The organism is Crystallibacter permensis, assembly GCF_025960875.1.
GTDB lineage: Bacteria > Actinomycetota > Actinomycetes > Actinomycetales > Micrococcaceae > Crystallibacter > Crystallibacter permensis.
Map to the genome: position 1 here is coordinate 21,232 of NZ_JAODLR010000031.1, position 14,231 is coordinate 35,462.

At 63.5% G+C, this 14,231-nt stretch carries 11 protein-coding genes; 7 read left to right on the plus strand and 4 right to left on the minus strand.

The genetic code is table 11. The features are described from left to right. Positions 1-52: 52 nt before the first annotated feature. The 3 genes from B0G38_RS21710 to B0G38_RS21720 form a co-directional block, all read right to left on the minus strand. The gene (locus B0G38_RS21710; protein ID WP_264671390.1) at positions 53-418 is read right to left on the minus strand and encodes an SRPBCC domain-containing protein; all 366 of its coding nucleotides are present in this window, start codon (positions 416-418) and stop codon (positions 53-55) included. Between the two features lie 195 nt (positions 419-613). After that, the gene (locus B0G38_RS21715; RefSeq protein ID WP_264671391.1) at positions 614-1,798 is read right to left on the minus strand and encodes an MFS transporter; all 1,185 of its coding nucleotides are present in this window, start codon (positions 1,796-1,798) and stop codon (positions 614-616) included. 54 nt (positions 1,799-1,852) lie between these two features. Beyond that, positions 1,853-2,413, minus strand: a complete 561-nt coding sequence (locus B0G38_RS21720; RefSeq protein WP_264671392.1) for a helix-turn-helix domain-containing protein — start codon at positions 2,411-2,413, stop codon at positions 1,853-1,855. Between the two features lie 87 nt (positions 2,414-2,500). On the opposite strand from B0G38_RS21720, the gene B0G38_RS21725 reads away from it, so the two are divergent. Together B0G38_RS21725 and B0G38_RS21730 are read left to right on the plus strand one after the other, a co-directional pair. Beyond that, positions 2,501-3,799, plus strand: coding sequence for an alpha/beta hydrolase (locus B0G38_RS21725; RefSeq protein ID WP_264671393.1), 1,299 nt, complete (start codon positions 2,501-2,503; stop codon positions 3,797-3,799). A gap of 318 nt (positions 3,800-4,117) precedes the next feature. Further along, positions 4,118-4,732, plus strand: coding sequence for a DedA family protein (locus tag B0G38_RS21730; RefSeq protein WP_264671401.1), 615 nt, complete (start codon positions 4,118-4,120; stop codon positions 4,730-4,732). A gap of 397 nt (positions 4,733-5,129) precedes the next feature. Here the strand turns inward: B0G38_RS21730 and B0G38_RS21740 are convergent, their stop codons facing one another. Then, entirely contained in the window at positions 5,130-5,828 is a 699-nt protein-coding gene (locus B0G38_RS21740) for a TetR/AcrR family transcriptional regulator C-terminal domain-containing protein (RefSeq protein WP_264671394.1), read from the minus strand. Between the two features lie 140 nt (positions 5,829-5,968). Between B0G38_RS21740 and B0G38_RS21745 the strand changes: the two genes are divergently transcribed. From B0G38_RS21745 to B0G38_RS21765, 5 genes are all read left to right on the plus strand, one after another. Beyond that, a complete protein-coding gene (locus B0G38_RS21745) occupies positions 5,969-6,739 on the plus strand; it encodes a DUF2306 domain-containing protein (RefSeq protein ID WP_264671395.1) in 771 nt (256 codons plus the stop codon). A 239-nt stretch (positions 6,740-6,978) separates the two neighbouring features. Further along, positions 6,979-9,315, plus strand: a complete 2,337-nt coding sequence (locus B0G38_RS21750) for a glycoside hydrolase family 3 protein (RefSeq protein ID WP_264671396.1) — start codon at positions 6,979-6,981, stop codon at positions 9,313-9,315. Between the two features lie 141 nt (positions 9,316-9,456). Beyond that, a complete protein-coding gene (locus tag B0G38_RS21755) occupies positions 9,457-12,207 on the plus strand; it encodes a LuxR C-terminal-related transcriptional regulator (protein WP_264671397.1) in 2,751 nt (916 codons plus the stop codon). A gap of 162 nt (positions 12,208-12,369) precedes the next feature. Then, positions 12,370-13,008, plus strand: a complete 639-nt coding sequence (locus tag B0G38_RS21760; RefSeq protein WP_264671398.1) for a hypothetical protein — start codon at positions 12,370-12,372, stop codon at positions 13,006-13,008. A 339-nt stretch (positions 13,009-13,347) separates the two neighbouring features. Continuing rightward, the gene (locus B0G38_RS21765) at positions 13,348-14,046 is read left to right on the plus strand and encodes a hypothetical protein (RefSeq protein WP_264671399.1); all 699 of its coding nucleotides are present in this window, start codon (positions 13,348-13,350) and stop codon (positions 14,044-14,046) included. Positions 14,047-14,231 lie beyond the last annotated feature (185 nt).

Consider the following 14,231-nt stretch of genomic DNA (forward strand, 5'->3'; position numbering starts at 1 on the left):
AACCGGGAGCGTGGCGATCCTAACTGGGTCGCCACGCTCCTCAAGGTTCCGTTTACCGGTCTTGCTGCAACTCCAGGTATCCCGCCAGGTTCGCCAGCGACGAGGCCAGGCCGGCCGCATGGTCTTCAGCGGAAATGCCGGCAGGGACATTGTCGGCGCGGATTTCCACCCGCATTCCGGCGGTCACCGGCGCGACTTCCCACGTCATTGTCATCGTGCCCGCATAAGCCGGATCATCTGATACGAAGTCGACCGCTTGCACAACCCGGACGCCTGGAACAATCTCGACGAAGCGTGCCTCGACGACGTCCGTGTCACTCGTGGCCTTGCCTGCTGCCGTCGATTTGTCCGTATAGGTGAGGACCAAACGGTAGGAGCCACCCGGCCGGGCGTCAAAGTGCTCGAAGTTGCCGCTCATGCCCTCCGGTGCAGCCAGGCTGCGAGCGAATCTGGATCGACGAGAGCAGAGAAGACTCGTTCACGCGGCGCCGCAACTATCCGGGAGGCCCTGTCAGTTCGTGACATTGTTCCATCGTAAAGCCCCGCTGCCTGCTGGGACCGGGGCGGGTCGGTCCGGGTTTGAGGCCGGGCGGGGCCGAGACGTTTGGCTGCGCTAGGGGTGCTTGCGCTTCCAGACGGCGTGGCCCCAGCAGGCGGCCGCCACCAGGACGATACTGACGATCAAACCGAGGCTGAAGATGGTGCCGTAGCGCCTCTCGTCCGCCAGACCGGCGGTGAGAAAGGTGCCTACCGAGCTGCCCAGGAACAGCGAGAAGGCAAACAGTGACACGCTCGTGGCACGGGCCTGCGGGGCGACGTCGGTGGCCCAGCCCTGCATGGAGGAGTGCAGTATGGCGTTGGAAGCGCCAACCAACAGCGCGGTCGCGGTCAGCGCCGCGGGCAGCTGCGACAAGGAAGAGGTCAGGTAGGCGACGACGAGGACCAGCCCGCCGAGGGCCATGAGCCGAGTGCGGGTGAAGTGACGGACCAGGCGCCGCATCAGGCGGGCACCGAGGATGACGCCGATGCCGTAGCCCGCCGCCAGGACGCCGGCCAAGGTGACTCCGATGCCGGCGTTCTGCAGCGCCGGGACGAAGTAGGTCAGGATGCCCATCAGCACCGCGCCCTCCAAGGCTGCCAGACCATAAACGCCCAGGGCGGAGCCGGAAAACGCCAGGCGGAAGTTTGCGCCACCGCGGTGGGCCGACCCATCGCCCGCCACGCCGCGCAGCCAGATCAACAGGACAAGGCACCCAAGGGCCGGCAGCGCGAAGACCAACCGCCAATCGAGCACCGCGGCCAACGTTCCCGCCGCGAGGGTGGCGATGGTGGTTCCCAGCGACGAGTAGATCTGCAGGTCGGATAGGCCGCGGGCTCGCTCAATCCCGGTGCGGGTGTCACCCAGGATGGTCAGCAGGGTGGGATACAACGCCCCGGCCATGAGACCGGTGAAAGCCCTGGCCAGAAGCAGCGGGAGGTAGGCGCTGAACAGGGTGCTGGCCAACGCACCGACCAGGACACCCACCAGCGCAGTGCGCAGTACGGCCATGCGGCCAAACCTGTCGCTGAAGAAACCCCACACCGGCTGCCCTACGGCATAGAGCAAGGCGTAGGCAGCCACCAGTTGGACGGCCTGGCCGAGGGACATCTCTGTCCGCTCGGCCAGCACAACCAGCATGGGCGGAGTGGCAAAGCGGTCGAAGAACGAGAGGAAGCCAATGGAGCGCAGGACCGAGTCTGGCACGCGTGCCCGCGGCTTGCCCGACTCTCCCACGGAACCGGATGCGTGCGCCATCATCTGTTTACTGGTTCCTTGTCGTCGGGCCTGCTCCGGTAGCTGAGACTAACAGGACTATTCCTCCACGGCTGAGTCGGACGGAATGACGACGGTGGACAGCACGCGTCGTTTCCGCCCCTTGCCCGGAGTATTCGCCGAATATTTCTGCACCACGTCCCGCATCTCCCCGGCGAACTCAGCGAACTCGCTGTCGCTCAACCATAAGGCAGTCTGCCGGTAACCTACGCCGTCGCGGACCAGATCCACCTTGCCGCGGTCCACTGCGCCGTCGATGTAGCGGTCGAAGAGTGCCAGCAGTCCGGCGGCAAATCCCATGAAGGCCTTCCGGTGGTCCTCGGGCGACATCGACGCCACGGCATCTGCGGAGAGCTCGGTGGCCGCGAGATCCAGCGCATAGGTCCGCTCCGTAGTACCCCTGACCTGGCGTTCCTCGACTACGGATAGGACACCGGCCTCGGCGAGCGTTCGGATGTGGCGGTAGAGCGTCGCGGGCGGCACATCGGGCAGCTGCGAAGCCATGCCGGCAGTGGTCAACGAGCGACCGCCCAAGAGTGTCTGGCAGATCCGCAGCCGCACCGGATGAAGGACAAGGTCTGCGCTGGTTCGGTTAGCCATGGAGCCATGTTCTCACTATTGACAATGTTATCGCAATTGATAATGATGGTCCTGTACGCACCGGTTACGAGAGTTGGGGAGAGGTAAATGGCACGGTTGGTTGTCGGCGATGGAGCTGTCCGCGTGGAGCTGAGTAAAGGGGAGAAGATCGCCGGCCTGCTGCCGGATCTCAACATGCCCGCCACCGCCGTTGAGGATGTGCAGGTCCTGAAGGACGGCTTCACGGGAGTCACGGGTATGCGTGCGCCGGGCCTGGCACTTCCTGGCCGCGTGCGCATGGGCACCTGGCGCGGATCCCGAGGGAACACCTTCGCCGTCGTCCATCAGGGAAAGCCGGCCGTGCAGCTGACGCTGAAGGACCAGAAGTACCGCCGCGTCGTGGTCGAGGTCGCGAATGTCGAAGACGCAGCCCGGCAGGTGCGGGAAGCCGCCGGCCTGGATGAGAGCGCCGCACCGGTGCTCGAAGATGCCTGCTTCCAATCGGACGGCCTGACCCTTGCCGGAACCTGGACCTTGCCCGCAGCCGGACCCGTGAAGGGCCTCGCCCTGCTGCTGCCCGGATCAGGCGAGGTGGACCGCAACTCAGACCACCGCCGGATGCCGCTGGGTGTCACCCGCGATCTTGCCGAGGCACTGGCGCTGGAGGGCATCGCTTCTTTCGGCTACGACAAGCGGGGCGTCGGCGCGTCCGAGGGATCATTCCTCGCCGCGGGCTTCCAACATAATTACGACGACGCCGCGGCGGCCCTCGAGATGGTCGCCCGGCGCTCGCCGGAGCTGCCGGTCTTCGTGGTGGGCCACAGCGAGGGCGCCTTCCACGCCACGGCCCTGGCGGCGCACGAGCGGGAGCGCGTTGCCGGCGTCGTCCTGTTGTCCGCATCGGCGCACAGCGGCGAGGAAACTTCGCAATGGCAGACCGGGCAGATCGCCGGCGCGCTGCCTGCCTTCCCGCGGGTGGTGCTGAAGCTGCTGCGCACGGATCTGGCCAAGCAGCAGCGGAAGTCCATGGAGAAACTGCACGCCTCGGACCAGGATGTGCTGCGGATGCAGGGTCGGCGGATGAACGCGCGTTGGATACGCGAGTTCCTCCAGTTCGATCCGTTGCCTTTCCTTGAGCAACTGGACATGCCGGTACTGGCCATCAGCGGCGGAAAGGATCTGCAGGTCAACCCCGCCGATCTGGAAATCATCGCCCGAACGGTTCCGGGGCCTGTGGAGACCAAGTGCATTCCGGATATGACCCACCTGCTCCGCCGGGATCCGCGGACGCCGATGCTCACCGACTACAAGCGGCAGATCCGCGAGCGCACCGATGCCGAGGTGCTGGGGACGGTGGCCGGCTGGGTGCGTTGCCAGGTGCTGGCCGCCCGTCCGCCCGTGGTCTAAGTCCGTCTGACTGGCACCGCCGCTATGTAACGGCGGTGCCGCTCATTAATCTCTGTCTCTATGCTGGACTGCTCTCTTACGGAAGGAGTAGAGTCACCGACACCTGTTTCTGATTCGGTGGGGGAGCACGCGAGAGGCTGCGGGGTAAACACCGCCAACAGTGCAAATGCGACAGCTCGCTTTCAGAACGAGTCTCCGTGAATGGGGAGGGACTTATCGCTTCGCCGACGTAGGTGTCAGACTGAAGCCACCAGTGCTTTCTACAGGGTGAGGAGCCTGAAGGTGATTTCTTTGGCGGCTTCCGGTTCTGTGCAGGAGATGACCGGGCTCGTGGGTTTCGCTGCCCGTGCCATTGAATCCCTGGGTGCATGGGGAGTCGGATTATTCACGCTTATTGAAACCGTGTTTCCGCCGATTCCCAGTGAAGTTATTTTGCCCCTGGCCGGGTTTCTTACCCGCCAGGGATCCATGAACATCATCCTTGTCATCATCACAAGTACTCTGGGCGCCTACCTAGGCGCCCTGCTTTTGTACGGCATCGCTGCACGTCTGGGGCTGGAACGCTCCATCCGGTTGCTATCGAAACTGCCCCTCGTGGACCGGGAAGACTTTGAAAAATCGGCCGACTGGTTCGAACGCCACGGCAAATCAGCCATATTCTTCGGCCGACTGTTCCCCGGGGTCCGTAGCCTCATCTCGCTTCCGGCCGGCGCGGAAAGAATGAACCTGGCCACTTTCAGCATCTTCACAATTGCCGGGAGCGGTCTCTGGAACTCACTGTTGATTGGTCTGGGTGCCCTGCTCGGAACCCAGCACGCGCTCGTCGAACAGTACTCGCGCTACCTGAACTACGCCGTCTATGCAGCAGTCGCAGCCGTCATCGTATGGCTGATAGTCAGAAGCATCAGAAGACGTAGAAACACGACAGATTAAGAGTTTTTCGGGACAACCAAGTCATGCTGGTGCACCTTGGACTCCTGCTCGCCGAGGATGACACCGGCACGCTTTAGGGTGTCGCCCTCCTGGAGGTAGGGGAAGCGTCCAGTCATGGCAACGCCTTCCGGAGTGCCGGTGTTGAGACGGTCGCCGGGCTCCAAAACCACGTGCTGGAGAAGCCATAAACATATCGCGGAACCGGAGCCCCAGGATCCTACCAAGGTGGTTCGTTTGGTTGCAGCGGCCTCTGGAGCGCGGGATGGTGAACGACCGGGCGAGACCTCCGGGGATACGGAGCTGACCATCACGCCAAGGTGACCTCCCCGGGCTGCGATGGCCGATGATGATCCGCTCACTTTGGAGCAATACTTCGCCAGCCGCCGCTGTACTCTCTCTAGGTCGAGCGTCCGCGGGACGTCCAGCCTTGCTCATGCAGGCGTTCGAATCCGTCCAACAGCAGGTCCAGCGCAAACTCGAACTCGAACTGATCGTCGCAGCCCTGGCCGACGACCGATTCGTCGTCGTGGTCCGCCCTCATCGCGATCTCCATGACATGCGGATACTTCTCGGCCATCGCGTGGAGCATGGCCGGCGGGATTTCCGCCGCGGCACCCGCGGAGTCGTCGAACACTTCCTGGGTGAAGCCCCACATCCGGCTGCCCATGGCATGCATGACGTGATGGGTCAGATCCACCGAAAGACCGCCGGCCCGGAACATTCCGATCATCGCGTCCATATACTCCAGCACCACCGCCGACTTGTTGGTCCGCGACTCGATCACATGGCGGGCCCACGGATGCCGGAGCAAGATCTGCCGCGCGGCGAGGACCCGCTGCCGGACGGCGCTCTTCCAGTCGTCGCCGCTGGCCCCGGTGTCGATCTCGCCAACGATGACGTCGACCATGCCGTCCAACAGCTCTTCCTTGTTCGCGACGTGCTTGTACAGCGCCATCGGCACCACGCCCAGCTGCTGGGCAAGCTTGCGCATGCTCAGCGACTCGACTCCTGACTCGTCCGCAAGAACGACGGCGGCACTCAGCACACGTTCCCGGCTCAGGGGAGTGCGGCGCACCGTTTCCGTCTGCTGGGCCATCTGGTGCCCCCTTCTTTAGGTAGCCGATTTCTATTGACAAGTGTACGCCGTACACCTACCTTTAGTTGCATCAGGTGTACACCGTACACCAAAGGCACAATCGGACCGCTTCTCCCGGCCCATCCAGCGAAGGACTCGAAATGAACGCCAGCAGAAAGACTGCAACTGTGGTGATGGGGACGGAAACAAAGGAAAGTCCCCGCGGCCGTCGAGGCGGTGGAGGCCAGTGGCTCGTGCCCGCCGCATTGATCTTCGTCAGCCTTATCCCGGTGTTCTTCGGGACGGCCCGGCTGGCTGAACTGATGGAAGGCGCCGAGGTAACGCCGGCCAACCACAGGTTCTTCGACTCACCTATCCCGGTGCTGATCCACATTCCCGCCGCCATCGTGTACTCCCTAGTCGGGGCCTTCCAATTCGTTCCCTCGCTCCGTCGCGGCAAGCGCGGCAAGCGCGGCAAGCGCAGTTGGCACCGGGTGGCCGGGAAGGTCTTGATCCCCGCCGGCCTGCTTGTTGCCCTGTCCGGCCTGTGGATGGCGGTCTTCTACGATCTTCCCCCCAGCGACGGCGAGCTGCTACTCGTGTTTCGGCTGGTCTTCGGCTCGGCAATGGTGGCCAGCATCGTCATGGGCATTCTCGCGATCCGGCGCCGGGACTTCGCCGCACACGGCGCGTGGATGGCACGCGGCTACGCCATCGGCATTGCCGCGGGAACCCAGGCACTCGTCAGCATCCCCTGGCTTCTCCTCGTCGGCCCGGCCGACGTGCTGACCCGCGCACTGCTCCTCGGTTCAGCATGGGTAATCAACCTAGCGGTCGCCGAGTACTTCATCCACCGCCGCACCCGTCGGCCCGCGCGAACGAACCATCCATCCGGCTCCCTTGCCAGGCCGGCGGCAACAGCTTCCCTCTGATCGCTTGCTTCGATCAGCGCTATCCAACTACAAGACGATATCGGTGATCTTGCTGAAATCAGCCTCGGTATTCCCGGGGCAACAGATGGCAACTGCTTTCCACCGTATCCAGACACCCCAAGACTAGGGTGATGCCCGGGACACGCCCGGGTATCGACGACTGCGATCAGGTCGTCGATAGATCGTGGGGAGCGCGCCGCAGTGGACGCCTCTCCCAGTCCGTTCAAAGGAGAACTTCGTTGATCACAGCCAATTCGAGCGTGAGACGACGGCGAGCCATGGTGGGCCTCGCCGTTGCGCTGCCGCTGACCTTCATCCTGGGCGCCGGCGCCGTAGCCGCTGCGCCCCAGTCGACGAATGAGGGCAATCACGGAAAGCCCGCTGCGCTGGAGACGCGTGCCAAGAAGATCATCACGGTCAAGGGGCGCCAGTTCAAGGATCTGAATGGCAACGGCAAGCTTGACGTCTACGAGGACTGGCGAAAGCCGGTCGAGGCTCGAGTTGCAGATCTCGTCGGGCAGATGACCCTTGAGGAGAAGGCCGGGCTCATGCTCATCGATACGGTGAACGCCTCGTGCGACCCGGAGACTGGCAAGTTCGGCACCGTACCCGACACGGCCGTCGACTACATCGACACCCAGCAGATGCACCGGTTCATCTTCCGCAACCTCGTCGACAGCGGCGAGCGCGGTGCCTGCCAGCCCAGCGGCGGCGGCTTCGGGACCAACGTGCGCGTCACCCCGGGCGAAGCTGCGACGTTCATGAACGAGATCCAGCAGCTGAGCGAGGCCACGCGCCTCGGCATCCCCGTACTGTACAAGTCGAACGCCCGCAACCACATCGACCCCCAGGCCAGGGCCGGCATCAACGAGGCATCCGGCGCATTCTCTGCGTTCCCCAAGGAAGCAGGCATCGCTGCCGCTGCCCTCGGCGAGCAGGCGAAGACCACCGGCGAGGCGACCGATGGCGACATGTCCGTCGTCGAGGAGTTCGCCGAAGTCATGGGCGAGGAATGGTCCTCCATCGGCCTGCGCGGCATGTACGGCTACATGGCCGACCTGTCGACCGAGCCGCGCTGGTACCGTACGCACGAGACGTTCACAGAGGACGCCGACCTGGGCGCGAACATCATGGGTGAGCTCGTGGAGTCGCTCCAGGGTGAGGTCGGCAAGGACGGCAACTCCCTGAGCGCAGAGACCGACGTCGCGCTCACCATGAAGCACTTCCCGGGCGGCGGCCCGCAGGAGCTCGGCCTCGACCCGCACTACGCCTTCGGCAAGGCGCAGGTCTACCCCGGGGATGCCTTCGGCTACCACCTCAAGCCCTTCGAGGCCGCCATCGAGGCCGGAGTCTCGTCGATCATGCCGTACTACGGTGTGCCGGTCGACGTGACGTACGAGGGTGTGGACTACGACGAGGTCGGCATGGCCTTCTCCGACCAGATCGTCAACGGCCTGCTGCGCGACCAGATGGGCTTCGACGGCTACGTCAACTCCGATACCGGCATCATCAACGACCGTGCCTGGGGCCTCGAGGACGCTACCGTTCCTGAGCGCGTCGCCGCAGCCATCAACGGTGGCACGGACACCCTCTCGGGGTTCAACGAGGTGCAGACGATCATCGACCTCGTCAACACCGGCCTTGTGACCGAAGACCGCGTGGACCTCGCCGCAGAGCGCCTTCTGGCCCCGATGTTCGAGATGGGCCTGTTCGAGGACCCGTACGTCGACCCGTCGATCGCCGACTCGACCGTCGGCAGCGACGAGAACCGTGAGGTCGCTCTCGATCTGCAGCGCAAGTCCACCGTGCTCCTGCAGAACCGGGAGATCGACAGCGACTCCGTGCTCCCGCTCGACGGCGGCGAGACCGTGTACGTGCTCGGCAACGTCGACGCCGAGGAAGTTGCGGCCTCCGGCCATGACGTCATCGATGGCAACGACCCGGCCGAGCAGCGCACTGCTGCGGACGCCGACGTCGCGCTCATCTCGATGACCGCGCGGAACGTCAACACCGGCAGCTACGTCAGCAACGACCCGGCCACGGGCCTCAACCCCGAGCACATCAATCCGAGCGCCATCGAGGGCCTCGAAGGCCTCGACGGGAAGAGCCCGTACGGCGCGGCGGACGCATGCGTGGTCAACGGCGGTGGCGCGTGCACCGACGACGGGCTGCGCTTCGGCGGCTCCTTCCCGTGGGAGTCGAGCACGCTCGACTTCACCGGCATGAAGGACGCCGAGTCGTGGGAGGTCACCCCGTCGCTCGACGCGGTGCAGCAGGTGATGACCGAGGTCGGCACCGAGAACACTGTCCTCGACATCTACTTCCGCCAGCCGTTCGTGCTCGACGAGGCCAGCGGCCTGCGCGACGCCGGTGCGATCCTCGCCAACTTCGGCAACTCCACCGCGGCGCTCATGGACATCGTCTCGGGCGAGTTCAACCCGCAGGGCCGCATGCCCTTCGCGTTGGCCGGAACCCGTGAGGCGATTCTCCAGCAGAACAGCGACACTCCGGGCTATGACGAGACCGACGACGGGGCGCTCTTCCCCTACGGTTTCGGCCTCAGCTACAAGGAGTAACGCTTTCTCTTCCACTGAAGCGGCGGGCCACCAGAACGGTGGCCCGCCGCTTCACTATCACCATTGGGTCCGGGCACATGCGTCGACAAGCGCCCCGTGCGCGAAGTTGAGGAATCGAGTCGGCGGACAGATGTCCGGTAAGTGCCTTGGCACTTTAACTGTGGTGGTACCGAGCGCGCCTATACTTGGGACATGCCGACGCCGGTGCTGGCTACAAAACTCCATGTTCCCGCATCCCGCCCTCAGATCGTTCCGCGGCCCCGGCTGCTTGAGCGCCTGAACGAGGGACTGGACTCGGGCCGCAAGCTCACGCTTGCTTGCGCCCCCGCAGGCTTCGGCAAGACCACACTGCTCAGCGAATGGATCGCTCACAGCAGGCGACGCAACCCGGAAGTACGAGTCGCCTGGCTGTCCCTGGATGAAGGGGACAAGGATCCATCCCGCTTCCTGACGTATGTTGTTGCGGCGCTGCAGGGTATCGACGCGGACATTGGTCCAGAGACGATGAGCCTTTTGCCCAATCCCCAGGTGCTGCCGGTTGAGCCGGCCCTGACCGCTCTCATCAACGACGTGTCGCGGGTGGGCAGAGAGATCATCCTCGTACTCGATGACTACCATGCGATCCGCGCGCGGCCGATCCATGAGGCCCTCAATTTTCTGCTCGACCATCTCCCGCCGCAGTTGCATCTGGCAGTTGCCAGCCGTTCCGATCCGCCTCTCTCCCTGGCCCGCCTGCGAAGCCGGGGCGAACTGACCGAACTGCGCGCCGCCGACCTGCGCTTCACTGCCGACGAAGCCGCGGACTTCCTCAACCGGGTCATGGGCCTGGGCCTTTCGACCGATGACATCGCTGCCCTTGAAACCCGCACCGAGGGCTGGATCGCCGGCTTACAACTGGCCGCCCTCTCCATGCGTGATCACAAAGACATAGCTGGTTTCATCCGCGCGTTCACCGGCAGCCACCGCTTCGTCATCGACTACCTGATGGAGGAGGTGTTGCAGCACCAGGCCGCTGATGTCCGCAGCTTTCTGCTGAACACCTCCGTTCTCGACCGCCTGACAGGTCCCCTGTGTGAAGCCGTCACCGGGTTGGACGGCGGAAGCGGAATGCTGGAGAACCTGGAGCGCGACAACCTGTTCGTCGTGCCACTGGACGACCGGCGGCAGTGGTATCGCTATCATCACCTCTTCGCCGACGTGCTCCGGTCTCGCATCCTAAAGGAGCAGCCCGACCGGGTACCAGCGCTGCATCACATCGCCAGCGAGTGGTACGAGCGAAATGACCTGCCGGAAGATGCGGTGAAGCACGCGCTGGCTGCCGAGGACTTCGGACGGGCGGCGGACTTAATGGAATGGGCCTTGCCGGCAATCCGACGTACCCGACAGGATGCGGTGCTGCTCGGCTGGTTGAAGACGCTCCCGGACGAAGTGGTCCGACGCAGGCCGGTGCTCAGCGTCTTCTGCGCCTGGATGCTCCTAGTCTCCGGCGACCTCGAAGCGGTCGAGTCCCGGCTGCGGGACGCCGAAAGGAGGCTGGCTTCCGGGGCCGGCACGTCGGTCAACGGAGAAGAGTTTCGAACGTTACCGGTAACCATCGCCATCTACCGGGCGTCGCTGGCTCAGGCGCTGGGTGATGCGGCAGGCACCGCGGAACATGCCCGGCAGGCGCTTGAGCTGGCTCAGCCAGGCGACTATCTCTCCCACGGCGCGGCGGCCGGATTCCTGGGACTGGCATCGTGGGCTAGCGGAGACCTCGAGACAGCCCAGCGAACTTTTTCAGATGCCGTGACGAGCCTGCACGCGGCCGGCAACATAGCCGACGAACTGGGCAGCACGATTGTGCTGTCGGACATGTGGATTGTGCGAGGCCGACTGCACGAGGCACGTCGGATCTACGAGCGGGCCCTGCAGTTGGCGACAGCACAGGGTGAACCGGTTCCACAGTCACTGGCCGACCTGCACGTGGGGATCGGTGAGCTTCAGTGCGAGCTCGGCGATCTGGAAGCCGCCAAGCAACATTTGAAGACCAGCACGGCGCTGGGGGCACGTGCTTCGCTGACGGAAAACCGGTACCGGTGGTTCGTTGCAATGGCTCGGGTCAGCGAGATCGAAGGAGACCCAGACGGCGCGATTGAGTTGCTGGGACAAGCCGAGCGCCTATACCTGCGGGGATTCCTGCCGGAGGTGCGCCCGATTAGTGCGTTAAAGGCACGGATCTGGATCGCTCAGGGAAGGTTTGCTGAAGCAGAGCGGTGGGCGAACGAGCACCGCCTGACCGCTGGGGATGACGTCAGGTACCTGCTCGAATTCGGGCACATCACCCTGGCGAGACTGCGCATCGCCCAGTACAAGGTCAACCGGCAGGGAAGCGAGCTCCATGAGGCCGTGGAGTTGCTGGGCCGCATGCTGGAAGCGGCAGAGGCGGGGGGACGCACTGGAAGCGTGAACGAGATCCTGGTCTTGCAGGCCCTCGCTCACGAGGCGCAGGGGCAGATGCGGCGGGCTCTGGTGCCGTTGAAACGCGTTTTGGCCTTGGCCGAGCCGGAAGGTTATGTCCGCCTTTTTATTGATGGAGGTACCCCCATGGCGGTATTGCTGGATGAGGCCGCGCGACAGGGAATCTTCACGGACTATGTTCGTCGTCTACGCCGCGCCTTCGCGAAATCTCAAGGCGAAAGTCCCAACATTCAGCCTATCGCGGAACCATTGAGCGAACGCGAACTGCAAGTGCTCAAGCTGCTGATTACGGGGTTGAGCGGGCCGGAGATTGCGCGCCAACTTTTCGTTTCGGTGAACACCTTGCGCACGCACACCAAGCACATCTTTGCAAAGCTCGAAGTGAATAGCCGTGCCGCGGCCGTCCGCCGCGCAGAAGAGCAGGGCTTGGTGTAGCGACCCAACAATCGTCGGTCACCCCGTGTATCACCACGGGTGGTGATGACGCGTCACCACACGCTTCCGTAGATTCTAGTTGTCTTCGGCACCAGCGATGGGCCGTGACGCTTGTTATAGCACTCGTTATTTCGAGCCTTACCCAATAGACAAGAGCCTCAGATGCCGTCCCGAACCCAGATATTTTTACCTGCAGTACTCGTCAAGATCTTTGCCGTTGCCGGATTTCTCTCCGCAGCCATATTGCTGGTGAATGCCGCTAAGCGGGCCGGACTCATCCCTACGTCGCCTTTCACCCAGCTAGTTGCACCCGTTGCCCAACTCGCCGCTATCGGTCTGGTGATCGGAATCTATATGGTGATCTCCAGGAAAGCTGGCTTGCTGGGAGCCTTAGGTGCGATGCTCTCCGTAATGTCGCTGGCCGGCCTCGTCGGGGTCGAATTCGTCCTGAACCTTGTCTTTCCTTACATTGATTCGGGTGTGATTGCAGCGCTGCGTACTGGCCCGCTTGGTATCGCCCTGACAGTGGTCTCGATGCTGTTCCTCCTCGGTACCGTCGTCTTCATGTCGGCGCTGTGGCGAACCTCCGGGGTACCTAAGGGCGCGGTCGTCCTCTACACCGCGAGTGCCATTCCCATCGCAATGCGTGTTGTCTTTCCGGAAACTGTTCTGCAGTTGGGTCTAGTCTGCCTGGCCGTTGCGATCATTTGGCTTTCCACGTGGTTGCTTCAGAACGTCCCTCGCGAGACCGCCGACCGGACATCGGTTCGAAATCCGGCCACAGGGGCGATTGCCGGTTAACGCCATAGTCAGGAGTTGTGGTGCGGCAGAGCGCCCTTGCTCGGCAGTTTTCCAGATGACCTGCAGCGGAGAGGAGACGTCCCACGGTTGCGGTTAGGGAATTGGGTGAGGGTAACAAGGTAGCCGGTTACGGAAGAAGACCCCTCCCGTAACCGGCAGGGTTGTGATCCGCGGTTGTTCTAGCCCGTCCTCCGCGCGCCGGGGACGAGTCTGTTCCAGCGGACGTCCATCACCACATCAATCACCACATGTGGGGACGCCGTGTCATCACATGCCTCTGTAGCTTCTGAGTATCCCCTGGCATCCGTCTTGGGCCGATTCAGAACAAGGAGAGCAACCATGAACATCACAACCTCCAAGCTCACCCGGGCCGCCGGTCTGTGCGCCATGCTGGCAGGGCTGATTTACATCATCAGGCAACCCCTTCATCCGTTGTTCGACGTTTCCGCCGTCAACGGCAGCAACTGGGCGATTATGGGTTACCTGACCCTAGGCATGTCAGTACTGGGGCTGGCGGGCGTGACCGGAATCTACCTCCGGCAGGTCAAAGAAACCGGTTTGCTCGGCCTGATCGGGTATCTGCTGTTCGGTTCATGGTTTGTGCTCCTGACGGCTGTCATCTTCGCGCAAACCCTCATCATGCCGCCATTGGCCGCCGAGTCGCCGCAGTTCGTCAACAGTTTCCTGGTGATTTTCGGCGGCTCCGGCGGCACGGGCGGCAACGTTGATCTGGGGGTCCTAGGGACGATGGGTCCGGTGTCATTCGTGCTCTATGTGCTTGGCGGCCTGCTGCTGGGTATTGCAATCTTTCGTGCCGGCATCCTTTCGCGCTGGGCCGCTGCCCTCTTGGTCGTCGGGATGGTCTTAACCCCTCTGGCCTCGGTATTTCCACAGACGCGCGGCAGTATTTTCGCCGTACCTGTCGGACTGGCTCTTGTCTGGCTGGGATACTCGCTCTGGTCCGAACAGCGACGGAATGCAGCGCGTCCCGCGACCGGCATGCAAAGCCCCAAGCTCAACCAAACCCTGGCCGTTTGAAGGCCCGAAGGGGAGCCGTCGTGGATAAGCGGCGTTTCAACGAGGCAGTGAAACCTGACCCTGATGAAAACCCAGCGGTGGCAAGGGCGACTAGGAGGGCGCTGAACAAGGGGCAATTTTGGGCCGTGGGGTTCGCTTTCGTGCCCTTTCCGGGGCCTTGGGCGGCGCGCTGGGGGGTCTCCATT

Coding starts and splice junctions, on each gene's coding strand:
- B0G38_RS21710 (WP_264671390.1), bottom strand. CDS start 418: ATGAGCGGCAACTTCGAGCACTTTGACGCCCGGCCGGGTGGCTCCTAC.
- B0G38_RS21715 (WP_264671391.1), bottom strand. CDS start 1,798: ATGATGGCGCACGCATCCGGTTCCGTGGGAGAGTCGGGCAAGCCGCGG.
- B0G38_RS21720 (WP_264671392.1), bottom strand. CDS start 2,413: ATGGCTAACCGAACCAGCGCAGACCTTGTCCTTCATCCGGTGCGGCTG.
- B0G38_RS21725 (WP_264671393.1), top strand. CDS start 2,501: ATGGCACGGTTGGTTGTCGGCGATGGAGCTGTCCGCGTGGAGCTGAGT.
- B0G38_RS21730 (WP_264671401.1), top strand. CDS start 4,118: ATGACCGGGCTCGTGGGTTTCGCTGCCCGTGCCATTGAATCCCTGGGT.
- B0G38_RS21740 (WP_264671394.1), bottom strand. CDS start 5,828: ATGGCCCAGCAGACGGAAACGGTGCGCCGCACTCCCCTGAGCCGGGAA.
- B0G38_RS21745 (WP_264671395.1), top strand. CDS start 5,969: ATGAACGCCAGCAGAAAGACTGCAACTGTGGTGATGGGGACGGAAACA.
- B0G38_RS21760 (WP_264671398.1), top strand. CDS start 12,370: ATGCCGTCCCGAACCCAGATATTTTTACCTGCAGTACTCGTCAAGATC.
- B0G38_RS21765 (WP_264671399.1), top strand. CDS start 13,348: ATGAACATCACAACCTCCAAGCTCACCCGGGCCGCCGGTCTGTGCGCC.